At 64.1% G+C, this 25,197-nt stretch carries 19 protein-coding genes; 13 read left to right on the top strand and 6 right to left on the bottom strand.

Translation table 11 applies throughout. The features are described from left to right. Positions 1–11 precede the first annotated feature (11 nt). The 3 genes from B0G80_RS12660 to dacB form a co-directional block, all read right to left on the bottom strand. Complete coding sequence (locus B0G80_RS12660) at positions 12–1,262, bottom strand: SGNH/GDSL hydrolase family protein (protein ID WP_116118220.1); 1,251 nt, start codon at positions 1,260–1,262, stop codon at positions 12–14. Positions 1,263–1,359: 97 nt separating this feature from the next. Continuing rightward, positions 1,360–2,322 carry a sterol desaturase family protein gene (locus B0G80_RS12655; RefSeq protein ID WP_116118219.1) on the bottom strand — a complete coding sequence of 321 codons (963 nt, stop codon included), beginning with the start codon at positions 2,320–2,322 and terminating at the stop codon, positions 1,360–1,362. A 189-nt stretch (positions 2,323–2,511) separates the two neighbouring features. After that, positions 2,512–4,254 (bottom strand): D-alanyl-D-alanine carboxypeptidase/D-alanyl-D-alanine-endopeptidase, encoded by a 1,743-nt coding sequence (gene dacB, locus B0G80_RS12650; RefSeq protein ID WP_116119639.1) that lies wholly within the window; start codon positions 4,252–4,254, stop codon positions 2,512–2,514. 222 nt (positions 4,255–4,476) lie between these two features. Between dacB and B0G80_RS12645 the strand changes: the two genes are divergently transcribed. The 6 genes from B0G80_RS12645 (at position 4,477) to B0G80_RS12620 (ending at position 10,262) form a co-directional block, all read left to right on the top strand. After that, the gene (locus B0G80_RS12645) at positions 4,477–5,139 is read left to right on the top strand and encodes a response regulator (protein ID WP_012434228.1); all 663 of its coding nucleotides are present in this window, start codon (positions 4,477–4,479) and stop codon (positions 5,137–5,139) included. Between the two features lie 4 nt (positions 5,140–5,143). Beyond that, complete coding sequence (locus B0G80_RS12640; protein WP_116118218.1) at positions 5,144–6,445, top strand: ATP-binding protein; 1,302 nt, start codon at positions 5,144–5,146, stop codon at positions 6,443–6,445. A 156-nt stretch (positions 6,446–6,601) separates the two neighbouring features. Then, positions 6,602–8,116 (top strand): DegQ family serine endoprotease, encoded by a 1,515-nt coding sequence (locus B0G80_RS12635; RefSeq protein ID WP_106284091.1) that lies wholly within the window; start codon positions 6,602–6,604, stop codon positions 8,114–8,116. A 297-nt stretch (positions 8,117–8,413) separates the two neighbouring features. Further along, the gene (locus tag B0G80_RS12630; RefSeq protein WP_116118217.1) at positions 8,414–8,911 is read left to right on the top strand and encodes a carboxypeptidase-like regulatory domain-containing protein; all 498 of its coding nucleotides are present in this window, start codon (positions 8,414–8,416) and stop codon (positions 8,909–8,911) included. Positions 8,912–9,074: 163 nt separating this feature from the next. After that, complete coding sequence (locus tag B0G80_RS12625; protein ID WP_106284093.1) at positions 9,075–9,467, top strand: DUF427 domain-containing protein; 393 nt, start codon at positions 9,075–9,077, stop codon at positions 9,465–9,467. 33 nt (positions 9,468–9,500) lie between these two features. Then, complete coding sequence (locus tag B0G80_RS12620) at positions 9,501–10,262, top strand: CoxG family protein (RefSeq protein ID WP_116118216.1); 762 nt, start codon at positions 9,501–9,503, stop codon at positions 10,260–10,262. Positions 10,263–10,398: 136 nt separating this feature from the next. Here B0G80_RS12620 and B0G80_RS12615 read toward each other — a convergent pair whose 3' ends face one another. Further along, complete coding sequence (locus B0G80_RS12615) at positions 10,399–11,406, bottom strand: helix-turn-helix domain-containing protein (protein WP_116118215.1); 1,008 nt, start codon at positions 11,404–11,406, stop codon at positions 10,399–10,401. Between the two features lie 163 nt (positions 11,407–11,569). Between B0G80_RS12615 and B0G80_RS12610 the strand changes: the two genes are divergently transcribed. Beyond that, on the top strand, positions 11,570–12,202 hold the full coding sequence (locus B0G80_RS12610; RefSeq protein ID WP_116118214.1) for a cysteine hydrolase family protein: 633 nt from the start codon (positions 11,570–11,572) through the stop codon (positions 12,200–12,202). Positions 12,203–12,367: 165 nt separating this feature from the next. Here the strand turns inward: B0G80_RS12610 and B0G80_RS12605 are convergent, their stop codons facing one another. Further along, positions 12,368–13,027 (bottom strand): TetR family transcriptional regulator, encoded by a 660-nt coding sequence (locus B0G80_RS12605; protein WP_116118213.1) that lies wholly within the window; start codon positions 13,025–13,027, stop codon positions 12,368–12,370. Positions 13,028–13,456: 429 nt separating this feature from the next. Between B0G80_RS12605 and B0G80_RS12600 the strand changes: the two genes are divergently transcribed. Genes B0G80_RS12600 through B0G80_RS12590 form a run of 3 tightly spaced genes read left to right on the top strand, consistent with a single transcriptional unit; the run spans position 13,457 to position 19,505 of the window. Next, positions 13,457–14,689 (top strand): efflux RND transporter periplasmic adaptor subunit, encoded by a 1,233-nt coding sequence (locus B0G80_RS12600; RefSeq protein WP_106284098.1) that lies wholly within the window; start codon positions 13,457–13,459, stop codon positions 14,687–14,689. A gap of 18 nt (positions 14,690–14,707) precedes the next feature. Next, entirely contained in the window at positions 14,708–17,926 is a 3,219-nt protein-coding gene (locus tag B0G80_RS12595) for an efflux RND transporter permease subunit (protein WP_116118212.1), read from the top strand. Position 17,927: 1 nt separating this feature from the next. Next, positions 17,928–19,505, top strand: a complete 1,578-nt coding sequence (locus B0G80_RS12590) for an efflux transporter outer membrane subunit (protein ID WP_116118211.1) — start codon at positions 17,928–17,930, stop codon at positions 19,503–19,505. A 162-nt stretch (positions 19,506–19,667) separates the two neighbouring features. On the opposite strand, the gene B0G80_RS12585 is transcribed toward B0G80_RS12590, so the two are convergent. Continuing rightward, entirely contained in the window at positions 19,668–21,077 is a 1,410-nt protein-coding gene (locus tag B0G80_RS12585; protein ID WP_106284101.1) for a nucleobase:cation symporter-2 family protein, read from the bottom strand. 426 nt (positions 21,078–21,503) lie between these two features. On the opposite strand from B0G80_RS12585, the gene B0G80_RS12575 reads away from it, so the two are divergent. The 3 genes from B0G80_RS12575 to fghA all read left to right on the top strand — a co-directional run bounded on the left by B0G80_RS12575 (position 21,504) and on the right by fghA (position 25,182). Then, complete coding sequence (locus B0G80_RS12575) at positions 21,504–22,985, top strand: xylulokinase (protein ID WP_116118210.1); 1,482 nt, start codon at positions 21,504–21,506, stop codon at positions 22,983–22,985. 223 nt (positions 22,986–23,208) lie between these two features. After that, positions 23,209–24,315, top strand: coding sequence for an S-(hydroxymethyl)glutathione dehydrogenase/class III alcohol dehydrogenase (locus B0G80_RS12570; protein ID WP_020069206.1), 1,107 nt, complete (start codon positions 23,209–23,211; stop codon positions 24,313–24,315). A 15-nt stretch (positions 24,316–24,330) separates the two neighbouring features. Continuing rightward, a complete protein-coding gene (fghA, locus tag B0G80_RS12565) occupies positions 24,331–25,182 on the top strand; it encodes an S-formylglutathione hydrolase (protein WP_116118209.1) in 852 nt (283 codons plus the stop codon). The last annotated feature ends 15 nt before the right edge of the window (positions 25,183–25,197 follow it).

Genomic DNA, 25,197 nt, shown 5'->3' with positions numbered 1-25,197 from the left:
GTCTCGCCTGATTACTTCCCCAACCCCGTCGCAGCGATCTGCTGCTGCACGTACTGCGCGAACAACGCGTGCAGGTGCGTGCTCGGGTGCACCGTATCCGCGAACATATAGGTCTGGTCAGCGCCAGCCACCGTATAAGTCTGCGGCGAGCAGAACAGCGACTGGCCGAACTGGGCGCCGTACTGAGCCGGCGTCAGCCCGTTCGTCGCGCTCGGATTGGCGGTGGCGTATGCGGTTGCATTGGCCTGCATCGACGTCAGGTTACACGCCGTGCCGGTGTTGGACACCGTGAAGCCCAGCGCCTGGTAGTTCGGCAATTGCTGATCGATCCACGTGAACGCGTCGGCCACGATGACCTTGCCCGTACCCACCAGGCCGAGAGCCGTCAGGTTCTGCACCAGCAGATAGTTATACGCCGCGGTAATGCCGGACAGCAGCGCAGCCGAGCCAGGCGTGCTTGCGTTGGCGGCGACGCCGAGTGGCGTGTTGCCGATGTCCGGCACCGTCGACACCACCACGTGAGTCGCGCCCGAGCCGACGATCTTCTGGACTTGCGCCGCGAGCTGCGTGGCGGCCTGCGCGATCTGCGGATTGGGCAACTTCTGCAGGTAGCCAACGATGAACGCCACTTGGCCCGCTTGCGAGTTCGGCAGTGTGCCGGCTTGCACGAGCAGCGGGTATTGCGTCTGTAGCGCGGCGCCCAGCGCCGTCAGATTGGCGGTGGTCCCCGCGAACTGGAAGATGTCGTTCGCGCCGCCGTTGATCAGCACGAGTTGGTTCGGATTGAAGCTCGCATGCGCGCCCAGGTAGTTGGCCACCTGGGTCACGACCGGCACGGTCGTCGCGGCCATGTTGTTAGGCGCCCAACCCTGGCCTTGAGCATTGACGACGTCCGAGCCGCCTTGCGCATAGCCCAGACCGCCCGTTGCGACCAGCGGTTGGCCGAAGCCGCCGAGGTAGGCTGGCGTCAACGTGTCGCCGTAATACTCAGCGACCTTCTGGGTCCACACTTCACCCGGGTTCGTCGTGAAGCGGCCGCCGCCGAAGCTCCCCTGAATGACCGGCGAGTACGTGCCGACATCCGACAAGCTGTCGCCGAACGACACGACCTGCAACTTGACTCCGCCCGCAGGCGTGCTGCTGGCGTTGTTGTTATTGTCGCTACCCCCGCCGCAAGCCGCGAGCAGAGCGAATGCCGTGCTGGCCATGGCGATCTGCGTGACACGCAGCCAATGTTGTTTCCGCGATGCTGTTTGCTTCATGTTGACGACATCTCCTCGTATGTATGTGTGGCCCTTTGCCATGTGTTGCAGGCAGCGCCCACCGCTTAGGCGGCGTGACGACAGCTTACAGAATCTTCTACGGCCTGCGTGGTGTTTGAAGCGCGGCCGTATGGTCTTGCTTCGCGCGCGTAGCCTCGCTCGAATATTCACCTGAGTCCATGCGCGCTCCCGATGAACCGGCGGCGCGCCGCGCATGATAATCCGCCGCCCACGCGGGCGGCGCAAACAGCGTGCGCAGTTTGTTGCGCCAGCCGCGCACGCTCGCGAAGTCGGCGGCCATCGACGCCCATTCGTGAAACGTCGCCTTCAGCGGGTTGTAGGTGTGAAGCGGCTCGACGATGCCGTACACCGGCGCATCGCGCAAATCTTCCTCGACGTAGCTGCCGAACAGGCGATCCCAGATCACCAGCACGCCGGCATAGTTGCGGTCGATATAACGATCGTTGCGCGCGTGATGCACGCGATGAATCGACGGCGTATTGAACACGTTTTCGAGCCAGCCGAGTTTGCCGATGGCCTGCGTATGCACGAAAAACTGAAAGCCGAGATTGATGAGCACGATCGCGACGATCTGCTTCGGCGGAAAACCGAGCACGGCGAGCGGCGTCCAGAACAGCCACATGCCCGCGACCGGATACATCAGGCTCTGACGGAACGCGGTCGAAAAATTCATGCGCTCCGACGAGTGATGCACGACATGCGCGGCCCACAGCCAGCGCACGCGATGACTACAACGGTGGAACACGTAGTAGAGCAGATCCTGCGCGATGAACAGCACGGCAAACGACACCCAGCCCGCCTGCCACGTGTAGATGCGATAGTGATCGTAGAAGAACGCGTAGACCGGAATGATGGCGAGCCAGGCGACCTTGTCGGCGGCTTGCTGCATCAGCGCGAGCGCTGCGTTGCAGAGCGTGTCGCGCCAGCTATAGAGTTGCGCGCCCGGTTGCGTGCGCCGCAGGTGCCACGCCTCCCAGCCGATGCATGCGAGAAAGACCGGCGCCATGGCGAGCAGCAGCAATTCGGCATCGAATTGCATTGTGTCTTCCTCCGTGGGTCCCTGGCCGCCGCGCTGTGCGCAGCGGATGTTGTCGTTTTTGTTCGAGCGGGGACGTAATCGATGCACAGCCCCGGCGCCACGTCCAGCGTATTACGCGCGCCTCAAACACTGCCCGACAGCGTACACGCTTGAGCACGTTGCCGCGCGCGGCTTCGCTAGAAGGAACACTCAGTGAGCGCCACGCGCGTGCGGGTTTTTCCTGGGCTTGATGCTGCGCGGTTCGACGACCGGATCGGACACCTTGGTGAAGCCCTGCGACGGTCCTTGATACACCCATTCGAGCAGCGCGTCGTGCGCGGCGCGCGCGGCTTCCGAATGCGGATCGTTGATCAGGCTGACCACCACGTAACTGTTACCGTCCGCCGAGGCCACATAGCCCGCGATTGCCCGAACGTCGCGCAAGGTGCCCGTCTTGATGTGCGCATTGCCGCCCGCGCCCTGGTTGGTCAAGCGGTTGCGCATGGTGCCGTCGACGCCCGCGATCGGCAGCGACTCCACGAAGACCTGCGCGACCGGACTCGCGTTGGCCCGCTGCAATAGATCGGCGAGCGAGAGCGCGGTGACATGCTCGTCGCGCGAGAGGCCCGAGCCGTTATCGAGCGTCAGATATTCCATGTCCACGCTGTCGCGGCGCAGAAACGCCTGGATTGCGCGCGCCGATTTGGCGGTCGTCGCGGGCCCTTTTTCCTCGGCGGCGCCGATCGTCAGGAACAGGTTGCGCGCCATCGTGTTGTTGCTGAACTTGTTGATGTCGCGAACGATGTCGGACAGCACCGGCCCCTGATGCGTCGCCACCAGTTTGGCGCCGACGGGCACCGCGCCTTCGCGCGTCGCGCCGCTGAACGTGCCGCCGGTTTGCTGCCATAGCGCGAGAAAACCGCCCGCAAAAAACGCCGAGTGGTCGAGTACCGCGACGTTGATCGTGCGCGGGCCGCAGCGCATCGAATAGTCGCCGCTGAACGAGGCCACGACGATGCCGTTCGGTTGCGGCGTGACAGTGGGCGACACCGAGGCCGCGTCGCCGCGGCACGGGCCGTTTACCGCGTGCATCTGGTTGTCGATCTGCAACTGCGCGAGCGCGGGCAGCACGTCGATCGCGACGCTGCCGTCGGGCGACGGCGTCAGCGTGAACGACAGCGATTTGAATGCATACAGCAGCGGATCGGGGCCGACGTTGTACGGCGCGGTGGCGTCGTCGTCGAACGGCGGCAGGTCGCGTGTGGACGGATCGAAGTAGCGCTTGTCGAGCACCAGTGCGCCGTCTATGCCGTTGATGCCGGCCTTGTGGATCTTCTGCACGAGATCGATCAGTTCTTCCGGCACGAGCTTTGGATCGCCCGTACCCTGAATGTAGAGATTGCCGTGCAGCACGCCGTTGGCATCGACGTTGCCGTCCGCGTAGGCGCTGGTGCGCCAGCGGTAGTCGGGGCCGAGTATCGACAGGCCGGAGTAGGTGGTGACGAGTTTCATCGTCGAGGCGGGCATCATCGGCTTGCCGGCGTTCAGTGCGAGGATCGGCGTGCGATCGCCGACTTTCTCCACGACCACGCTGATCGACGACAAGGGCACGTGCGCGCGCTGCAAGCCCAGCATCACCGACTGCGGCAAGACCGTGGTGACGTTGACGCTCGGACGCGTGGCCTTGACGCGAGCCTGCGCGACTAGCGGCAGCGATGCGCCGCAGCCGAGCGCGGCGCAGGCGACGAGCCATGTCACGGCGCGCGGCGCGAACCGGCGTGGCAGATGCATGGTGGAAGCGGTTGTTATGGCCGAAGCTGCGCGAGCCACGCCATCGAACGGCTCAGCGAGTGTGCCTGGAGCGGCGAAAGCAGAAGCGGATCGCGCACGCAGCGCGACATGACGAACATACTTGATGCGGCGTGCAAGAGAAACCAGAAAAGCGTGCGTCATGGACGGGCGAAAAAGCAAAATGTCAGGGCGTGGGGCACGCGGCAATCCCGGCGGCGCCGATGGATCGCGTTGGCGCGCGGAGGCAAAACGCCGGCCGCGCGAAGCAAAGCGCCCATTGTAGAGAGTTGCCGCCAGGCTGCGGTGGAAAATGCGCCACGCGGCGCGCATGCAGGGAGCGGGCGCTAGAATGCGGCATCATCGAACGATTCGGAACGGATAACCATGCGCATCTTGCTAGTCGAAGACGACCGGATGATTGCCGAAGGCGTGCGCAAGGCGCTACGCGGCGAAGGCTTCGCGGTCGACTGGGTGGAAGACGGCGAAGCGGCGCTCAGCGCGGCGGGCAGCCAGCCTTACGATCTCGTGCTGCTCGACCTGGGCCTGCCCAAACGCGACGGCCTCGACGTGTTGCGCACGCTACGCGCGCGCGGCCACGCGCTGCCGGTGCTGATCGTCACCGCACGCGACGCCGTGGCGGATCGTGTCAAAGGCCTCGACGCCGGCGCCGACGATTACCTCGTCAAACCTTTCGATCTCGACGAACTCGGCGCCCGCATGCGCGCATTGATCCGGCGTCAGTCCGGACGCAGCGATTCGACCATTCGCCACGGCAACCTGACGCTCGACCCCGCCTCGCATCAGGTCACGCTCGACGGCGCGCCGGTCGCGTTGTCGGCGCGAGAATTCGCGCTGCTCGAGGCGCTGCTTGCGCGTCCCGGCGCCGTGCTCTCGAAGAGCCAGCTCGAAGAAAAAATGTACGGCTGGGGCGAGGAGATCGGCAGCAACACCGTCGAGGTCTACATTCACGCGCTGCGCAAGAAGCTCGGCGCGGAGCTGATCCGCAACGTGCGCGGTCTGGGCTACATGATCGCGAAGGACGCCTGAGCCGATGCGTTCGATCCGCCGTCAATTGCTGGTCTGGCTGCTGGCGCTGGTGTTGCTCGGCGTCGGCATTGCGGGTTGGCTGATTTACCGGCAAGCGCTTGCCGAAGCCAACGAACTTTTCGATTATCAACTGGAGCAGATCGCCGCGGCGCTGCCGTCGGAACCGTTCTCGCAAGTGCTCGGTTCGCGCGACACCGGCGACGAAGGCATCGTGCTGCAGATCTGGAATCGCAACGGCGTGCTGATGTACTACTCACGTCCGCGAGCGCCGCTCGCGCCGCGCGCCGAACTCGGGTTTTCGACCGAGCACACGGATCGCGGCGAGTGGCGCGTGTATGGCGCGATCGTCGGCGATAACGTGGTGCAACTGGCGCAGCCGATTTCCGTGCGCAACCGGCTCGCCGCGAATGTCGCGTTGCGTACGCTGTGGCCGTTGATCGTGCTGCTGCCGTTGCTGGGGCTCGCGGTGTGGGTGGTTATCGGACGCGGACTCAGGCCACTGCGGCGCGTGACCAGCGCGCTCGACGCACGTCATCCCGAAGCGCTCGATCCTTTGCCGGATCAGCGCTTGCCGCTCGAAGTGCAGCCGCTCGTGCGCGCGTTGAACGGTCTGCTCGAACGGCTCGCCACTGCGCTCGATATTCAGAAAGCATTCGTCGCGGACGCCGCGCATGAATTGCGCACGCCGCTCGCCGCCGTGCAGATTCAGGCGCAACTGGTGGCGCGCGCGAAGGACGATAGCGGACGCAGCGAAGCGCTCGCCGATCTGCAAGCCGGCGTGACACGCGCCACGCGTCTTGCGGAACAGCTATTGGCGCTGGCGCGTTCTGAACCGGACGGCCTCGCCGCTACCGACGCGATCGATCTGCGTGCGCTGCTGCAAGAGTGCGTGGTGGCTTACGCGCCGCTTGCGCTCGATCGCGGCGTCGATCTCGGCATCGAGGCGACCGAATCCGCCACCGTGGTCGGCGATGCCGACGCGTTGCGCGTGATGTTCAACAATCTCGTGGATAACGCAACCAAGTACACGCCACGCGGCGGACGTGTGGACGTCAGCCTGCATGTCGAAGAGGGACACCCGGTCGTGCGGATCGCCGACAGCGGGCCGGGGATCGAGCCGGCCGAACGCGATCGCGTGTTCGATCGTTTCTATCGCGCGAGCGCCGGCGCGAATCGCGTCCGTACCGACGTGGCGGGCACCGGTCTGGGTCTGGCGATCGTGCGCCGCATCGCCGTGCAGCATCATGCCGCCGTATCGCTCGACGAGTCGCCGGCGGGCGGCTTGCAGGTCAGCGTGCGATTTTGAAGGCAAGGCTTTCTGTTCGTAAAGAGACTTAAAGAAGGCTTAAACAGGCCTAAATAGCTGGATGGAAGCGATCTGTCGCTGCTTAAGACTCTTTTAAGCGATGCCACGTACGCTTCGAGACATCCAAAGTCTCTTTCTCCCAGTCAGGAGTACACGATGAACGCGAAAACCTTGTCCCGCAGCGCTGTTGCAATCGCCGTCGCCGTAGCGCTTTCCGCCGGCTATGTGGCGGGGCATCGCGACGTGCCCGCGCCGCAGGTGATCTCGCCGGCGCAAGCCGCGATGATGCCCGCTGAAGCCGCCGCCAAAACCGGCATTCCCGACTTCTCGGGCCTCGTCGAAACCTACGGTCCGGCCGTGGTGAACATCAGCGCGAAGCACGTCGTCAAGCAGACGGCGCTGCGCGGCAATCCGGGCAACGGCGGCGGCAATCAGTTGCCGATCGATCCGAGCGATCCGTTCTACCAGTTCTATAAGCATTTCTTCGGCGGCATGCCCGGCATGCAAGGCGGCGGCGACGGCGGCGATGCGACCGATCAGCCGAGCGCGAGCCTGGGCTCGGGATTCATCGTCAGCAATGACGGCTATATCCTGACTAACGCGCACGTGGTGGACGGCGCGAACGTCGTCACCGTGAAGCTGACGGACAAGCGCGAGTTCAAGGCCAAGGTGGTCGGCGCCGACAAGCAGTCGGACGTCGCCGTGTTGAAGATCGACGCGAGCAATCTGCCGACCGTGAAGATCGGCGATCCGCGCCAGAGCAAGGTCGGCCAGTGGGTCGTCGCGATCGGCTCGCCGTACGGTTTCGACAACACGGTGACCTCGGGCATCATCAGCGCGAAGTCGCGCTCGTTGCCTAACGAAAACTACACGCCGTTCATTCAGACCGACGTGCCGGTGAACCCAGGCAACTCGGGCGGACCGCTGTTCAATCTGCAAGGCGAAGTGATCGGTATCAACTCGATGATCTATTCGCAGACGGGCGGCTTCCAGGGCCTTTCGTTCGCCATCCCGATCAATGAGGCGATCAAGGTCAAGGACGACATCGTCAAGACCGGCCACGTGAGCCGCGGCCGTCTCGGCGTGGCGGTGCAGGGCATGGACCAGACGCTCGCCAATTCGTTCGGTATGCAGAAGCCGCAGGGCGCGCTGGTCAGTTCGGTCGATCCGGGCGGCCCGGCGGCCAAGGCTGGCCTGCAGCCTGGCGACGTGATCCTGTCGGTGAACGGCGAACCGGTCAGCGACTCGTCCGATCTGCCGGCGCAGGTCGCGGGTCTGGCGCCGGGCAGTTCGGCAACCGTGCAGGTCTGGCGCGACAAGGCCACCAAAGACCTCAAAGTGACCATTGGTTCCTTGTCGGATGCGAAGGTCGCTTCGGGCAAGGCCGATCAGCCGACCCAGTTGCAAGGCCGGCTCGGTGTGGCGGTGCGGCCGCTGACGCCGGAAGAGAAGAGCGGCGCGTCGGTTTCGCACGGTCTGCTGGTGCAGCAATCGGGCGGCGCGGCGGAAAGCGCCGGCATTCAACCGGGCGACGTGATTCTGGCGGTCAACGGCCGGCCCATTTCGAGCGTCGATCAACTGAAACAGATAATCGCCGGCGCCGGCAACAGCATCGCGTTGCTGATCCAGCGCGACAACTCGCAGATCTTCGTGCCGGTGGATCTCGGCTGATGCGCGAGAGGCGAACGGCATAGCCGCTCGTCCGGTTGGAAGTTTGACCGACGCTGCGGCTGCTCTCACCGCGAGTTGAAGTAATGCTTGCCGGTCCTTGCATTTACTGCCGGCGGACCGGCAATTTTTATTGGACCTTTGCATCGAAGAAGGGCGCTGTGCGCCACCGGGCGTGGCGTACGGCGGTTTCCGTATGATGCGTCCGGCGGCTTGGCACGCAGGTTGCGTCTGCGTTGATCCGGGCCCATCGCGGGAAACCGGAGAAGCAGGCATAGGACTTCAACAAGGAGCGAACCGATGAAAACCCAACGCAAGCAGCGAAGGATCGTAGCCGCCGCGGTCGCCGCAGCGCTCACGCTCGGTCTGGCGGGTGGCGCATACGCACAGCAGGCAAGCGACACGACCGGCGGCACGACCACCGATCAAACCAGCGCGGGCAACGCCAATGGCGGCGGCCTGCCGCAAATCCAGCAGCAAGGCGACGTCTCGTTCGTGTCGGGCGGCGTCGGTCTCGACGAATCGAAGGCATTGCAACAGGCGCAAAGCCAGTGGCCGCTGTCACTGCGCTTTACGGGCCCGGGTTCCGACTTTCTCGCCGACGTTCATGTGCGTCTGGTCGACGCGCACAACGGCGAGGTGCTGAGCACCACGTCGCGCGGGCCGTATATGCTGGTCAAAGTGCGCCCGGGGCGCTACACGGTGCACGCTCAATACAAGGACCGCGACCAGTCCAAATCGGTGACGATCCCGGCCAAGGGCACTGCGAAGGCCGCGTTCTACTGGAACACGCAGTAAGACACGCAGTAAGCCCGGCGCCGTTCCGGGCGGCGGTGTGGTTGGCGCCGCACTGCGTGCAGGAAGGTTGCGCAATCGGCCGGACTTTGGCCGATAATGAAGCCACGGGCACCCCCCGTGGCTTTACTGTTTGCACGACCGCACATCATCACGGAGCCGAGACATGAGCGATGCCTTGACATCTCACGGGAGCCCGGACGCGAGCGCAGGCGCGCACACCATCGTGATCACCGGCAACAGCCACCGGGTGCGGATGATCCACGGCGGCGTGACCATGGCCGATACGCAAGCGGGACTGACATTGTCGGAAACCGGTCTGGCGGACGTGTTCTATTTCCCGCGCTCGGACGTGAACATGGCCCGGCTCGAGCGCTCGACGCACACCACGCACTGTCCGTTCAAGGGCGACGCGTCGTATTTCCATCTGCGCACGGAAGACGGCCTGATCGAGAACGCCGTGTGGAGTTACGAAACGCCGCTCGAATCGGCGATGAAGATCAAAGGGTATCTCGCGTTTTACGCATCGCGCGTCGACCGCATCGATCAGACGTCCTGATCCCGCTGTCGCGCGTTCATCGGGGAGGCTGGCATGGAACTGAACGACGCGTTACGGATTCCACTTGCGCCGTCCGACGTCTGGGAAGCGTTGCAGGATCTCGCGCTGCTGCGCGCCAGCCTCGACAACTGCGAGTCGTTCACCCGCCTCGCGCACGGCGAATACGAGCTGATCATGACCGTGCCGCTCGGTCCGCTGCGCGCGCGCTACCAGGCGCGTGCCCACGTGGCCGGCCAGGATTCCGGTCCGGCGGATGCGCAGCGTCGCACCATCAATTTCAAAGCGCGGGCCGAGGGGATCGGCGCGTTGCGCGGGCAGATCGAAGTACGCTTGCGCGCGGACGAAAGCGCGCACGCCGCCGACAGGGAGCGCAACACGCGGATCGATTACACCATCTGGGCGACCTCGTCGGGCCCGCTCGCGGAACTGCCGACGCGGCAACTCGAAAACGCGCTGCATCAACTGGCCGACGACTTTTTCACGGAGTTCGATGCTGTCGTGCGCGCGAAGCACGGGCAAGGTCCTAATCGCGCCCGGGGTTCGGCGGTGCGCCGCCAGCATGTGTTTCTGCGGCCGATCACGCTCGGCAGCATGGCGCGGCGAGTAAGGTCGGATCACGGCAATGCGCTGCCCGGGCGCGCGGCCAGCGCGTCGCACGGAGCCGCGCATGGTGTGTCGCACGGGGTTCCGCATCACGAGCCGAGTCCTCACGCGGTCCCGAACTGGGCTTGGGCCGCGATGATCTTTCTGGTCGCGCTGCTGTTGTATGTCGCGCGCTGGATCAGCGAGCATTGATTCTGCCAGGTGCCTGTCGTAGCGGCGGCGCAAGCGCGGCGGGCAGCGCCGCTGTCGTGTCCATGCGACTACGAAATTCCGGTGGCCTGCTACGAAACGTCGTCAGCCGAGCGGCGCCGCGCTCGCGCGAGCACACTCACACGCTACGAAACTCCCTTCGCCATGCCGACGGCGACGTGCGGAACGCCTCCGCGAAATGTTGCCGCAACGAAGCGGCCGAACCGAAGCCCGCGATTCCCGCGATCGCTTCCACCGACTCGTCGGTGCTCTCGAGTAATTGCTGCGCGCGAGCCAGCCGCTGCGCCAGCAGCCATGCGCCGACAGTCGTGCCCGTGGCGAGCCGGAAGCGTCGCGTGAAGGTGCGGCGGCTCATCAGCGCGCGCCCGGCCAGCGTGTCGAGCGTATGCGGCAACGTCAGATTGCCGCTCACCCAATCGAGCAGATCCGACAGCCGGTCGCCGCGCACATTCGGCGGCATCGGCTGCTGAACGTATTGCGCCTGGCCGCCTTGCCGATGCGGGGGCACCACCAGCCGGCGCGCGACGTGATTGGCCACTGCAGCGCCGCACAGTTTGCGCATCACATGCAAACAGCAGTCGAGGCCCGCCGCCGTGCCGGCCGAGGTCAGCACGTTGCCGTCGTCGACATAGAGCACGTTCGGGTCGAGGCGCACGCGCGGGTAGCGGCGCGCGAAGTCGTCGGCCCACGCCCAGTGCGTCGACGCCGGACGCTCGTCGAGGATGCCGGCGGCTGCCAGCACGAATGCGCCCAGGCAAAGCCCGACCAGTTGCGCGCCGCGCGCGTGGGCGGCGCGTAGTGCGTCGAGCAGCGCCGCGGGCGGCGTTTCGGCCGGATCGCGCCAGCTTGGCACGACGATCGTGTCGGCGTCGGCGAGCGCTTCGAGTCCATGCGTGACGGCGATCGAAAAGCCGGCGGTGGTGGTCAGCGCGCCCGTTTCGGCGGCGCAGACGCGGAAGTCGAACTCCGGCACGCCGCCGCCGCTGCGGTCTTCGCCGAACACCACGCACGGCACCGAAAGATGGAACGGACTGATGCGATCGAACGCGACCACCGCGACGATGTGGCGGAGCGGTTCACCGCGAGTCGTGCCAGAGGAAACGAAAGTGGAAGCGGGCGTGGCCATCAGTCATCTCATGAATTCCGACGATGGCCCGATTCTAGCGAATCTTGTCATTCGGGTCGCTATCGGGAAGCTCGCCGTAAGGGAACAATGCAGTCATCCCCGCAGCTCGTTCCGAGTCCAGACTGGACCGGCCCGTGCCGCCCCTTGACCAAGGAGTCTTGCCATGACCACACCGCGCCGTGCGCTGATCGTTATCGACGTGCAGAACGAATACGTGACCGGCGATCTGCCGATCGAATACCCGGACGTGCAAAGCTCGCTCGCCCATATCGGCCGCGCGATGGATGCGGCCCGGGCCGCCGGCGTGCCGGTGGTGGTCGTGCAAAACTTCGCGCCGGCCAGCTCGCCGCTATTCGCGCGTGGCAGCAGCGGCGCGGAGCTGCATCCGGTAGTGGGCGAGCGGGCTCGCGATCACTACGTCGAAAAGTCGCTGCCCAGCGCTTTCACCGGCACCGACCTGGCCGACTGGCTCGCCGCGCGCCAGATCGACACGCTGACGGTTGTCGGCTACATGACGCACAACTGCGACGCGTCGACCATCAATCACGCGGTTCACTCGGGGCTGACCGTCGAGTTCCTGCACGACGCGACGGGTTCTGTGCCGTATCAGAACAGCGCGGGTTTCGCCAGCGCGCAGGACATCCATCGGGTGTTCAGCGTGGTGCTGCAGTCGCGTTTCGCGGCGGTGGCGAGCACCGACGAGTGGATCGCGGCGGTGCGGAGCGGGACGCCTTTGGAGCGGGACAATATCTATGCGTCGAATCAGAAGGCAAGGGCCACGCGGGCCGCGGCGTAGAGATCGCGGACGATGGCCGCGTCGAGCGCTGCTATATAGAATGCGGTCGGCCGGGTAGAACAAAGCGGCGAATGCGGCATCACGCATGCTGTGCATGAAAACAAAGGCGGCGGGTTGCTCACCCGTCCGCCTTTTTTTCGTCCGCCGCTTCCGTCAGGCAATCGACTAACCGCCGCTGCTCCGCTGCGCATGCCCATTGCGCAGAGCTGGGCTCAGCTTCAGTGCGTCGAACATACCTTCGACCATCTGCACGGCATGGGCGCCGAAATCCGTGGCGTCGGGCAAAAAAAGCATGTCGCGCAGCGAACCGCTGACGAACGCATGCACCATCGCCGCCGCCAGTTTCGTGTCCAGATCCGCGGGCAGTTGCCCTTTGGAGATGGCGTTGCGCAGACCGCCCTGGATTTTCTGAAGTCCTTCGCGCATGTTGGTCTGATAGCGGACCATCACCGGACCCATTTCCTCGACCAGCTCGCATTTCAGAAACAGGATGTCGAACACGCGCCGGCGACGCGGGTCGTTGGCGGTGTCGCGCAGACAGACCGTGCAGATTTCCATCAGACGTCCGAGCGGATCGGGCTCATTGGGATCTTGCGAGGCGGCCTTGAGTTCGTCCAGCGGCAGCAGCACGCGGTCGAACATTTCCGTGAACAGATCGCTCTTATGTGCGAAGTGCCAATAGATGGCACCGCGTGTGACGCCGGCGGCCTGCGCGATATCGGCAAGCGACGTGCGCGATACGCCTTTCTCGAAGAAAACCCGTTCGGCCGCGTCGAGAATACTGTTGCGCGTCTCCTGCGCCTCTTCTTTGGTTCTTCTGACCATGTTGGAATGACCTGCCCTGATTGTGGGGTTTTCCCGGGCGTTTTTAAGTACGCCCGATGACAATCCGTCTACCGTTGACCGAATTGCGAAGCAATCTTGCAAGTCCCCAGCCAGCAAGAGATATAAACGCACTTTTACATGCATTCGTGAATGTATATATAATAGCATCCCACGATCGGATAGCCCAAGCCGTGACGAAACGTTAATATCCGTCACTGTTGCCTTTCAAACGCTCTTCGCGCCGTGCCCGGACGGGCGGCGCCGTGCGGCATTTCCCCGGTATGGCGCATTTCACTCAGGGTGCCCTGCAGGTTCGGTGTGCGTCCGCGGGTGTCCGGTCAGGCGTCGCAAGACGCATGTGTGCGCTGTCGTCCCCGGGGTAGGGATGCGCGCACTTTTTCATTCTCAGTCTTTGACAGAGGTCGCTCCATGCGCGTCGAACGGGTTCCATTCCGCTTAATCAGTGCCGCGACGGCTGCCGTATTGCTGGCAGCGTGCGGACCAAAACAATCTGCCCCGCCGCAACAAACGCCGGAAGTCGGCGTCGTCACTGTTCAGCCGACGGCCGTGCCCGTCGTCACCGAATTGCCCGGCCGCACCAGTGCCTTCCTCGTGGCGCAAGTGCGCGCGCGGGTCGACGGCATCGTGCTGCGCCGCGAGTTCACGGAAGGCAGTCAGGTCAAAGCGGGACAACGTCTGTACAAGATCGATCCGGCGCCGTACATCGCCACGCTGAATAACGCCAAGGCGAGCCTGGCGAAGGCGCAGGCCAACCTCGTGTCGGTCACTGCGCAAGCGAACCGTTACAAGGTGCTGGTGGCGGCCAACGCGGTCAGCAAGCAGGACTACGACAACGCCGTCGCCTCGCAAGGGCAGGCTGTGGCTGACGTCGCCGCGGGCAAGGCGGCGGTCGACACGGCGCAGATCAACCTCGGCTACACGGACGTGGTTTCGCCGGTGAGCGGCCAGGTCGGCATTTCGCAGGTCACGCCGGGCGCCTACGTGCAGGCGAGCGCCGCCACCTTGATGGCCACCGTGCAGACACTGGATCCGGTCTATGTGGACCTGACGCAATCAAGCCTCGACGGGCTGAAGCTGCGCCGCGACATGCAGGAAGGACGTCTGAAGACGACCGGGCCGGACGCCGCCAAGGTGTCGCTGATTCTCGAAGACGGCCGCACCTATTCGGAGAAGGGCAAGCTGCAGTTCACCGACGTGACGGTCGACCAGGGCACCGGTTCGGTCACCGTGCGCGCGATCTTCAAGAACACCGACAAGGTGCTGCTGCCAGGCATGTTCGTGCGCGCGCGCATCGAAGAAGGCGTCAACGAAAGCGCGCTCGTGGTGCCGCAAGTCGGCATCACGCACGACCAGAAGGGTCAGCCGACCGCGCTGGTCGTCGGTAACGACAACAAGGTGGTGTTGCGTCAGCTGGTCACCTCGGGCACGTACGGTTCGAACTGGGTGGTCGAAAGCGGCCTGAATCCGGGCGACCGCGTGATCGTGCAGGGCACCGACAAGGCGAAACCCGGCATGCAGGTCAAGACCGTTGCCGCGCAACTTCCCGCCACACCCGCTTCCGGCGCTGCTGCTCAAAGCGCGCCGGCCGCCAGCGGTGCTGCGCAGACGGCACAACCTGCCTCCGCTGCATCGGGCGCGTAATAACAGGGAGCCCGCCTCATGGCAAAGTTCTTCATTGATCGCCCGATTTTTGCATGGGTGATCGCCATTATTCTGATGCTCGCGGGTATCGCGTCGGTCTTCACATTGCCGATCGCGCAGTACCCGACCATCGCGCCGCCGGCCGTGCAGATCAGCGCAACGTACCCGGGCGCATCGGCGAAGACGGTGGAAAACACCGTCACGCAGGTGATCGAGCAGCAGATGAGTGGTCTCGACCACTTGCTGTATCTGTCGTCCACCTCGGACGACTCGGGTACGGCAACCATCACGCTGACGTTCGCGGCCGGCACCAATCCTGACATCGCGCAGGTGCAGGTGCAGAACAAGCTGCAGCTCGCCACGCCGCTGTTGCCGCAAGCCGTGCAGCAGTTGGGCACCAAGGTCACGAAGTCGAGCAGCAGCTTCTTGCTGGTGATGGCGTTCGTGTCCGAAGACGGCAGCATGAACAAGTACGACCTGGCGAACTACGTCGCGTCGAACATTCAGGATCCGGTGAGCCGTATCGACGGCGTGGGCACGGTGACGCTGTTCGGTTCGCAGTACGCCATGCGGATCTGGCTGGACGCGAACAAGCTGACCAACTTCGGCCTCACGCCGGTGGATGTGGAAACCGCGTTGCAAGCACAGAACGTGCAGGTCGCGGGCGGTTCGCTCGGCGGCACGCCTTCCGTGCCGGGTCAGGTGTTGCAGGCCACTATCACGGAAGCCACGCTGCTCAATACGCCTGAACAGTTCGGCAACGTGCTGCTGAAGGTGAACCAGGACGGCTCGCGCGTTCGCATCAAGGACGTGGCGCGTATCGAACTCGGCGGCGAAAACTACAACTTCGACACCAAGTACAACGGCCAGCCGACGGCGGGCTTCGGTATTCAGCTCGCTACCGGCGCGAATGCGCTGGCTACCGCGAAGGCGGTGCGCGCGAAGGTCGCCGAACTGTCGAAGTACTTCCCGCACGGTCTGGTGGTGCAGTACCCGTACGACACCACGCCGTTCGTGCGTCTGTCGATCGAAGAAGTGGTCAAGACGCTGCTCGAAGGTATCGTGCTGGTGTTCCTGGTCATGTACCTGTTCCTGCAGAACCTGCGCGCCACGCTGATCCCGACGATCGCGGTGCCGGTGGTGCTGCTGGGCACGTTCGCGATCATGGGTCTGGTGGGCTTCTCGATCAACACGCTGTCCATGTTCGGGCTCGTGCTGGCGATCGGCTTGCTGGTGGACGATGCGATCGTGGTGGTGGAAAACGTCGAGCGGGTGATGCAGGAGGAGGGTTTATCGCCTCGTGACGCCACCCGCAAGGCAATGGATCAGATTACCGGCGCGCTGGTTGGCGTGGCGCTCGTGCTCTCGGCGGTGTTCGTGCCGGTGGCGTTCTCGGGCGGTTCGGTCGGCGCAATTTACCGGCAGTTCTCGCTGACGATCGTGGCGGCCATGGTGCTGTCCGTGCTGGTCGCGTTGATTCTGACGCCGGCATTGTGCGCGACGATTCTCAAGCCGGTTGAACCGGGGCACCAGGAAAAAACCACTGGTTTCTTCGGCTGGTTCAACCGCACCTTCAACAGGAGCCGCGACAAGTATCACTCGGGCGTGCACCACGTGATCAAGCGCTCGGGCCGTTGGCTGATCATCTATATGGTGGTGATTTTCGCGGTCGGCCTGCTGTTCGTGAAGCTGCCCAAGTCGTTCCTGCCTGACGAAGACCAGGGCACGATGTTCGTGCTGGTGCAAACGCCGTCGGGCTCGACGCAGGAAACCACGGCGCGCGCGTTGAAGGACGTGTCCGACTATCTGCTCAACACCGAGAAGAGCATCGTCGAATCGACCTTTACCGTGAACGGCTTCAGCTTCGCCGGTCGCGGCCAGAATGCGGGTCTCGTGTTCGTGCGGATGAAGGATTACTCGCAACGTCAGCACAGCGATCAGAAGGTGCAGGCGCTGGTGGGCCGTCTCTTCATGCACTTCGGCAGCTACAAGAACGCGCTGGTGTATCCGGTGAATCCGCCGTCGATTCCTGAACTCGGCACGGCTGCGGGCTTCGACTTCGAATTGCAGGATCGCGCCGGCGTCGGTCACGCAAAGCTGATGGAAGCACGCAATATGTTGCTGGGCATGGCGGCGAAAGATCCGACGCTGGCTCAGGTGCGTCCGAACGGCCTGAACGACACGCCGCAGTTCAAGGTGGATATCGACCACGAGAAGGCTTCGGCGCTTGGTGTGTCGCTGTCCGCGATCGACCAGACGTTCTCGATCGCGTGGGCATCGCAGTACGTGAACAACTTCCTCGACACCGACGGCCGGATCAAGAAGGTGTATCTGCAAGGCGATGCGCCGTTCCGCATGACGCCGGAAGACCTGAACGCCTGGTACGTGCGTAACTCCGCGGGTGGCATGGTGCCGTTCTCGTCGTTCGCGAGCGGCACGTGGACCTACGGTTCGCCGAAGCTGGAGCGCTACAACGGCATTTCCGCGGTGGAAATCCAGGGCGCGGCGGCACCGGGCAAGTCGACCGGTCAGGCCATGACAGCCATGGAAGCGCTCGTGGCGAAGCTGCCGGCCGGCGTGGGCTACGAGTGGACGGGTCTGTCGCTGCAGGAGCGCCAGTCCGGTTCGCAGGCGCCGATTCTGTACGGCATCTCGATCCTCGTCGTGTTCCTGTGTCTCGCGGCACTGTATGAAAGCTGGTCGATTCCGTTCTCGGTGATCATGGTGGTGCCGCTCGGCGTGATCGGCGCACTGCTGGCCGCTACGCTGCGTGGACTCGAGAACGACGTGTTCTTCCAGGTCGGTCTGTTGACCACGGTGGGGTTGTCGGCGAAGAACGCGATTCTGATCGTGGAATTCGCCCGCGAGCTGCAGCAGGGTGAGGGCATGGGGCCGATCGAGGCCGCGCTGGAAGCAGCGCGTCTGCGGTTGCGTCCGATTCTGATGACCTCGCTCGCGTTCATTCTCGGTGTGATGCCGCTCGCGATCAGTAACGGCGCGGGTTCGGCGAGCCAGCACGCGATCGGTACGGGCGTGATCGGCGGGATGTTGACGGCGACCTTCCTCGCGATTTTCATGATCCCGATGTTCTTCGTCGTGATCCGCGCGAAATTCGGCGGCGAGAAGGAAGACCCGGACGAGGCGCTCGCACACTACAACCAGCACCATCCGCATGACGGCCAGGGCGGCGCTTCGGCCGGGTCGACGGATGAAGGCTCGGGCAAGGACGGACATTGAGATGCAAAAACACTCTCTGATTGCAGTGGCGGTCGCGCTGTTCGCCGCGGGGTGCACGATGGCGCCGAAGTACGAGCGTCCGGCTCCGCCCACGACGAGCACCTTCCCGACCGGCGGCGTGTACGACACGCAACCGGGCGCGACCCAGCCGGGCGCGAGCCAGACTGACGCGACCCAGGCGGGCAAGCAACCGCCCGGCGCGACAAATGCTGCGCGCAGCGCCAACGGCCTGGCCGCGGCGGATATCGGCTGGCGTGATTTCTTCGTCGATCCGCGCATGCAGCGGTTGATCGAGATCGCGCTGAAGAACAACCGCGACCTGCGCGTGTCGGTGCTTAACATGCAGGCCTCGGCGGCGCAGTACCGGATCGTTCGCGCCGGGCTGTTCCCCACGCTCGACGCCGCGGCTTCGCAAAGCAAGCAACGCACGCCGAAAGATCTGTCGGTCGCGGGGCAGACGATTACCAACACCTATTCGGTCGGCTTGAACGCGTCGTGGGAAATAGACTTCTTCGGGCGGATTCAGAGCCTGAAGGACCAGGCGTTGGCGCAATACCTGGCCACGGCTCAGGCGCGCAAGGCGGCGGAAATCTCGCTGGTCTCGCAGGTGGCGACCCAGTACATGACCGTGCTCGAGCTGGACGATCTGTTGAAAGTCACGCAGAACACGCTGAAGACCTCGCAGGAATCGTATCGGATCGCCAAGCTGCAGTTCGACAACGGCACCGGTTCGGAGCTGGATCTGCGTCAATCGCAAACCGTGGTCGAGCAGGCTCAGGCCAACCTGCAGCAGCAGCTGCGTCTGCGGGCGCAGGCGGATAACGCGCTCGTGCTGTTGATCGGCGAGCCGTTGCCGGACGATCTGCCGCCGGGCATGACGCTGGACAACCAGAATCTCCTCACGGATATTCCGGCGGGTCTGCCGTCCGATCTGCTGACGCGTCGTCCGGACATCATGGAGGCCGAAGAGAATCTGCTGGCCGCCAATGCGAACATCGGCGCGGCGCGCGCGGCGTTCTTCCCGAAGGTCTCGCTGACCGGCAGCTTCGGTACGCTCAGCCCGTCGCTCGGCGGTCTGTTCAAGCCGGGTTCTGCGGCGTGGAGCTTCGCGCCGTCGATCACGTTGCCGATCTTCGAGGGCGGACAGAATCTCGCCAACCTCGATCTCGCCAACATCCAGAAGAACGTCCAGATCGCCACGTATGAAAAAGCGATCCAGTCGGCCTTCCGCGATGTGGCCGACGCCCTGGCGGCGCGTGGCACGTACGATCAGCAGATTCAGGCATTGGAGCGCAATACCTTTGCCGAACAGCGCCGGCTGGATCTGTCGAACCTGCGTTATACGAATGGTGTCGACAGCTATTTGACGGTGCTGACCGCGCAGACCGATCTGTATTCGTCGCAGCAGTTGCTGGTCACCGCCCGCATGCAACGTCTGCAGAACCTCGTGACGTTGTATCAGGTACTCGGCGGCGGCTGGATCGAACACAACGGCGAGCAGCCGCGTCCGGCCGATGCACCGGTCGACTACGGTGCGGCGAGTGCGCCGGTGGCGGCTTCGGGGGCCACGGCGGGTTAGGATTGCCCGTTGCCCCGGGCGCGTAGAGCGGTTTCAGTTTCAGCAGAAACCGCCTTGCGCAGCCCGCCATGAAAAAAACGCCACGGCATGCCGTGGCGTTTTTTTATCCGCAGCGCTTGCGCGAGCTCTCGATCGCACAAGCGCTCAAGTGTTGCGCACCGTTCAGTGCACGTCAGCTGCGCGCAGCATGTCGTCGCCGCGCGGTTCGTTGCCGCCGCGTCCGTCGAAATCATGCCCGGCGCTGCGAATTTCGCACTGCGCCTTTTTCTCGCTCTTCACGCCGTTGAAGATCAGATTCAGCACGACCGCCGACACCGAAGCCAGCAGAATTCCGCTATGCAGCAGCGGCGAAAGCGCCGGCGGCAGCTTCGAGAAGAAATGCGGCGACACCACCGGCACGAGACCCAGGCCGATACTGACCGCGACGATGAACAGGTTGTGATGGTTCTTCACGAAGTCGACCTTCGACAGCACCTTGATGCCGTTCGCCGCGACCATGCCAAACATCACGATGCCCGCGCCGCCGAGCACGAAAGCCGGCACCGACGCGACCACTTGCGCCATCTTCGGGAACAGGCCCAGCAGCACCAGGATCACGCCGCCCATCGCGCAAACAAAGCGGCTCTTCACGCCGGTCACGCCGATCAGGCCAACGTTCTGCGAGAACGAGGTATGCGGGAACGAGTTGAAGATACCGCCGATCAACGTGCCCAGGCCGTCGACGCGCAAGCCGCGCACCAGCGTCTTCTGATCGACCGGACGATCCACCATGTCGCCGACCGCGAGGAACATGCCGGTCGATTCGATGAAGGTGACGAACATCACGGTGACCATCGTCGCGATCGACAGCGGATCGAAGTGCGGCAGGCCGAAGTGGAACGGCATGACGAAGCCGACCCACGGCGCATGCGTGACGCCTTCCATGTTGACGCGGCCGATGGCCAGCGCAATCACGAAGCCGGCGACAATGCCGAGCAGCACCGAGATATTGGCAAGGAAACCCTTGGCGAATTTGTTGATCAGCAGAATCAGCATCAGCACGGTCAGCGAGAGGCCGAGATAGATCGGATTGCCGTAATCCGGATTGCCCACGCCGCCGGCCGCCCAGTTGATGCCGACTTCCATCAGCGACAAACCGATCACCGAGATCACCACGCCGATCACGACCGGCGGGAAGAAGCGCAGCAATTTGCCGACCGCGGGCGCGAGCAGGATCCCGACCACACCGGCCGCAATCGTCGAGCCGAAGATGTCGAGAATGCCGAGCGAGGGATTGGTGCCGATCGCGACCATCGGGCCGACGGCCGCGAACGTGCAGCCCATGATGACCGGCAGACGGATGCCGAAAATCCACAGACCGAGCGTCTGGATCAGCGTGGCGATGCCGCAGGAAAACAGATCGGCGCTGATCAGGAACGCGATCTGATCTTTCGGCAACTTGAGCGCAGCGCCGATGATCAGCGGCACTGCGACCGCACCGGCATACATCACCAGAACGTGCTGGATGCCGAGCGTGAGCAACTGACCTGCGGGCAGTCGTTCGTCGCACGGGTGAACCGTGTTCGATTGCATATTGTCTGTCTCCACCATCTGAGTTTTTGGGATGACTCCAAGGTATCGGGGACTAAAAAGCACAACAAGACCAGTGGGGCCTATTCCGGCATTCCCGGTGACGATATGGGTAGGGGCCGTTTGAAAGCCAAAAGAAATGCGCGGACCTGGTCCATCGGCGGTCAGCCCCGTGCAGTGGCGACGCGAGGCTGTGCGTCGCGCGAGTCCGGATTGACGCGATATGTGTGAGAATCAATGAGGTGTATCTCGCTCACCGCATAGTCCTGTTTTGATGTGGCTCGCGGCGCGAGCGGGTTAACCCGCGATTCGCGATTTTCGGCGTGCGGTCGGGCATGCTTTTCAAGCGCTGCGCCGACGCTGAAAAATACGCTTTTCGGGCAGCTTTCGCGTGCTCCTTTCGCTCCTCAATTTGACGCTCTATCGCTCATGAGTTTTCTCGGCATCGACCTCGGCACCGGTTCCCTCAAAGTAGCAATCGTCGACGAAAACGGTCGCGAGCAGGCGGTGGCGAGCGTCGCTTACCCCATCGAAACGCCGCAGGCGGGGTGGGCGGAGACATCGGTGCAAACATGGTGGCGCGCGCTATGCGAAGCCGCCGCGCGTTTGCCCGACGGATTGCGCCGCGATGTGCGAGCCATCGGTTTTTCCGGACAGATGCACGGCGTCGTGTTGATCGACGCAGCGGGCGAGGCCGTGCGGCCCGCCATGCTGTGGCCCGACACGCGTGCGCTGGCCTTGCTCGACGCGTGGCCCGAGCCGCAGTCGAACCCGGTCGCGCCGGGCATGGCCGGTCCGCTGCTGCGCTGGATCGTGTTGCACGAACCGCGGTCCGCGAGCCGCACGCGCTGGGCGCTGCAACCGAAAGACTGGCTGCGCGTCGCATTGGGCGGCGCGGTGGCGACCGATCCCTCCGACGCCTGCGCGACCGCGCTCGCCGATCCCGCCGGTGTGTGGGACGCAGCGCTGCTCGATCGGCTCGAGATTCCGCGCGAGTGGTTCGCGCCGCTGGCGCCGTCCTATGCGGCCGGTGGTGTGTTGTCGGAGAGCGCGGCGCAGGCGTTGGGGTTGCGCGCCGGCATCGTGCTCGCGACAGGCGCGGCCGATACGCCTTGCGCCGCGCTCGGCAGCGGATTGGCGCACGACGGCGACGCATTGCTGACCACTGGCACTGGCGGACAGATCGTGGTGCTGGCCGAGCACGCGCCCGCGGCGGTCAAGGGCTTGCATCGTTATCGCGCGGCGAGCGATCACTGGTATCGGATGGCGGCGATGCAGAACGTCGGCATCGCGCTCGAACGCGCGCGCGGATGGCTGTCGTATGAATGGGCCGATGCGTATCGGGACGCGTTCGGTGACGCGACCAGCGCATCCAACGCAATCGGCGCATCCAGCGCATCCAATGCGAACACAGCGGCAGCATCCGGCCTCACGTTCCTGCCGTACCTCACAGGCGAACGCACGCCCTGGCTCAATCCGATGGCGCGCGGCGGGTGGCTCGGCCTCGCGCTCGATCACACGCGCGGCACGATGATGCGCGCCGCGTTCGAAGGCGTCGCGTTCTCGCTGCGTGCCGGACTCGACGCGATTCGCGCGAGCGGCGCGACGGTGACGGCGTTGAAACTGGCGGGCGGCGGTTCCGTCGACACCCGCTGGCGCCAGTTGCTCGCCGATGCGCTGAATGTCGAACTGCACGCGGTCGATTGTCCGAATGCGGCGCCGCGTGGCGCGGCGATTCTCGGCGGCCTCGCGAGCGGGCATTGGCACGCGCGCGATCTGGCCGCGCTCGCGCCGGGCGCGACGCGCGTTGCGGGTCCGCAAGGCGACGCGGCGCTTGCCGAACGCTATGAGCGCTTTCTCGATCTCTACGGACGAGTCGAAACATGGTTCGCGAACATGCCGTCGCAATGAGCGAAGGTCATGTCAGGTTCAGACAATGCCGTGACGCGCTTTGCAATACCATGTCGTTTTTCGCACGCTAATGTATGAGTCGACGCAGTGCGCCGAATGCCAATGACGACGTGCCCGCATGAGGCGCACGAATCAGCCGCAGCACCGGATCGCAACACATGCGCGCCGCAACGCAGTCCGCCGCGACGCGCCTTGACTTGACAGACACACAGGAGCATTCACGATGAAGACCAAAGCAGCAATCGCATGGAAGGCCGGGGCGCCGTTGACGATCGAGGAAGTCGATCTGGAAGGGCCGCGCGCCGGTGAAGTCCTGATCGAAGTGAAGGCCACGGGCATTTGCCATACCGATTACTACACGCTCTCCGGCGCGGACCCGGAAGGCATCTTCCCGGCGATTCTCGGGCACGAGGGCGCGGGCGTCATTGTCGATACCGGTCCCGGTGTCGGCACGCTGAAGAAGGGCGATCACGTTATTCCGCTCTATACGCCGGAATGCCGTCAGTGCAAATTCTGTCTGTCGCGCAAGACCAATCTTTGTCAGGCGATCCGTTCGACGCAAGGCAAAGGTTTGATGCCCGATGCGACCTCGCGCTTCTCACTCGACGGCAAGCCGCTGTTTCACTACATGGGCACGTCCACGTTTTCGAACTACATCGTCGTGCCGGAAATCGCGGTGGCGAAAGTGCGTGAAGACGCGCCGTTCGACAAGATCTGCTACATCGGCTGCGGTGTGACGACGGGCGTCGGTGCGGTCGTTTATTCGGCGAAGGTCGAGGCGGGCGCGAATGTCGTGGTGTTCGGTCTCGGCGGCATCGGCCTCAATGTGATCCAGGGCGCGAAGATGGTCGGCGCGGACAAGATCATCGGTGTGGACATCAACCCGGGCCGTGTCGAACTGGCGAAGAAATTCGGCATGACGCACTTCATCAACCCGAATGAGGTTGAGAACGTGGTCGATCACATCGTGCAACTCACCGACGGCGGCGCGGACTACTCGTTCGAATGCATCGGCAACACGAAGGTGATGCGTCAGGCGCTCGAATGCACGCATAAGGGCTGGGGACAGTCGTTCATTATCGGCGTGGCGGCGGCGGGTGAGGAAATCAGCACGCGTCCGTTCCAGTTGGTGACGGGCCGCGAGTGGAAGGGCTCGGCGTTCGGCGGCGCACGCGGCCGCACCGACGTGCCGAAGATCGTCGACTGGTACATGGAAGGCAAGATCAATATCGACGATCTGATCACGCACCGTCTGCCGCTCGAGCGCATCAACGAGGGCTTCGATCTGATGAAGAAGGGCGAGTCGATCCGCTCGGTCGTGCTGTACTAATCCGGAAGCCTCGCCATGCTTGAACTCTTGTCATCGCATGTCTGTCATGGCGGCGAGCAGCGCATCTATCGGCACGAGTCGCAGACCATCGGTCTGCCGATGCGCTTCTCCGTCTACCTGCCGCCGCAAGCTTTGCAGTCCGGTGCGAACGTGCCCGCGCTGTTCTATCTCGCGGGTCTCACGTGCACCGAAGAAACGTTTCCGGTCAAAGCCGGCTCGCAACGTTTCGCCGCGCAGCAGGGCATCGCGCTGATCGCGCCGGATACCAGTCCGCGCGGCGCGGGTGTGCCGGGCGAAAGCGCGGCGTGGGACTTCGGCGTAGGCGCGGGCTTCTACGTTGACGCCACGCAGCAGCCGTGGGCGCAGCACTACCGGATGTACTCGTACGTGCGGGACGAGCTGCGCGAAACGGTGCTCGCGAATCTGCCGGTGGACGGCGCGCGTCTGGGCATCTTCGGGCACTCGATGGGTGGTCACGGCGCGTTGATGCTCGCGTTGCGCAATCCGGAGATCTATCGGTCGGTGTCGGCGTTCGCGCCGATTGCCGCGCCGACGCGCTGTCCGTGGGGCGAGAAAGCGTTCAGCGGCTATCTGGGCGACGACCGCGAAGCGTGGAAGCAGTACGACGCGAGCGAACTCGTTGCGCATGCGTCGCGCAAGTTCTCGGAAGGGATTCTGGTCGATCAGGGACTCGCGGATCAGTTCCTCGCGGAGCAACTGAATCCCGACGTGTTCGAAGCCGCTTGCCAGGCCGCAGGTCAACCGCTGACGCTACGCCGTCACGCGGGCTACGACCACGGCTATTACTTCATCTCGACGTTCATCGAGGATCATCTCGCGCATCACGCGAAGGTGCTGCTCGGCTGAAGTCCCGCAGGACGA

This window comes from Paraburkholderia sp. BL6669N2 (genome assembly GCF_003387275.1).
GTDB lineage: Bacteria > Pseudomonadota > Gammaproteobacteria > Burkholderiales > Burkholderiaceae > Paraburkholderia.
This window is presented reverse-complemented; position numbering and strand designations above follow the sequence as displayed.

Excerpts from the sequence above, each read along its gene's own strand:
- B0G80_RS12660 (WP_116118220.1), bottom strand. The coding sequence starts at position 1,262 with ATGAAGCAAACAGCATCGCGGAAACAACATTGGCTGCGTGTCACGCAG.
- B0G80_RS12655 (WP_116118219.1), bottom strand. The coding sequence starts at position 2,322 with ATGCAATTCGATGCCGAATTGCTGCTGCTCGCCATGGCGCCGGTCTTT.
- dacB (WP_116119639.1), bottom strand. The coding sequence starts at position 4,254 with ATGACGCACGCTTTTCTGGTTTCTCTTGCACGCCGCATCAAGTATGTT.
- B0G80_RS12645 (WP_012434228.1), top strand. The coding sequence starts at position 4,477 with ATGCGCATCTTGCTAGTCGAAGACGACCGGATGATTGCCGAAGGCGTG.
- B0G80_RS12640 (WP_116118218.1), top strand. The coding sequence starts at position 5,144 with ATGCGTTCGATCCGCCGTCAATTGCTGGTCTGGCTGCTGGCGCTGGTG.
- B0G80_RS12635 (WP_106284091.1), top strand. The coding sequence starts at position 6,602 with ATGAACGCGAAAACCTTGTCCCGCAGCGCTGTTGCAATCGCCGTCGCC.
- B0G80_RS12630 (WP_116118217.1), top strand. The coding sequence starts at position 8,414 with ATGAAAACCCAACGCAAGCAGCGAAGGATCGTAGCCGCCGCGGTCGCC.
- B0G80_RS12625 (WP_106284093.1), top strand. The coding sequence starts at position 9,075 with ATGAGCGATGCCTTGACATCTCACGGGAGCCCGGACGCGAGCGCAGGC.
- B0G80_RS12620 (WP_116118216.1), top strand. The coding sequence starts at position 9,501 with ATGGAACTGAACGACGCGTTACGGATTCCACTTGCGCCGTCCGACGTC.
- B0G80_RS12615 (WP_116118215.1), bottom strand. The coding sequence starts at position 11,406 with ATGGCCACGCCCGCTTCCACTTTCGTTTCCTCTGGCACGACTCGCGGT.
- B0G80_RS12610 (WP_116118214.1), top strand. The coding sequence starts at position 11,570 with ATGACCACACCGCGCCGTGCGCTGATCGTTATCGACGTGCAGAACGAA.
- B0G80_RS12605 (WP_116118213.1), bottom strand. The coding sequence starts at position 13,027 with ATGGTCAGAAGAACCAAAGAAGAGGCGCAGGAGACGCGCAACAGTATT.
- B0G80_RS12600 (WP_106284098.1), top strand. The coding sequence starts at position 13,457 with ATGCGCGTCGAACGGGTTCCATTCCGCTTAATCAGTGCCGCGACGGCT.
- B0G80_RS12595 (WP_116118212.1), top strand. The coding sequence starts at position 14,708 with ATGGCAAAGTTCTTCATTGATCGCCCGATTTTTGCATGGGTGATCGCC.
- B0G80_RS12590 (WP_116118211.1), top strand. The coding sequence starts at position 17,928 with ATGCAAAAACACTCTCTGATTGCAGTGGCGGTCGCGCTGTTCGCCGCG.
- B0G80_RS12585 (WP_106284101.1), bottom strand. The coding sequence starts at position 21,077 with ATGCAATCGAACACGGTTCACCCGTGCGACGAACGACTGCCCGCAGGT.
- B0G80_RS12575 (WP_116118210.1), top strand. The coding sequence starts at position 21,504 with ATGAGTTTTCTCGGCATCGACCTCGGCACCGGTTCCCTCAAAGTAGCA.
- B0G80_RS12570 (WP_020069206.1), top strand. The coding sequence starts at position 23,209 with ATGAAGACCAAAGCAGCAATCGCATGGAAGGCCGGGGCGCCGTTGACG.
- fghA (WP_116118209.1), top strand. The coding sequence starts at position 24,331 with ATGCTTGAACTCTTGTCATCGCATGTCTGTCATGGCGGCGAGCAGCGC.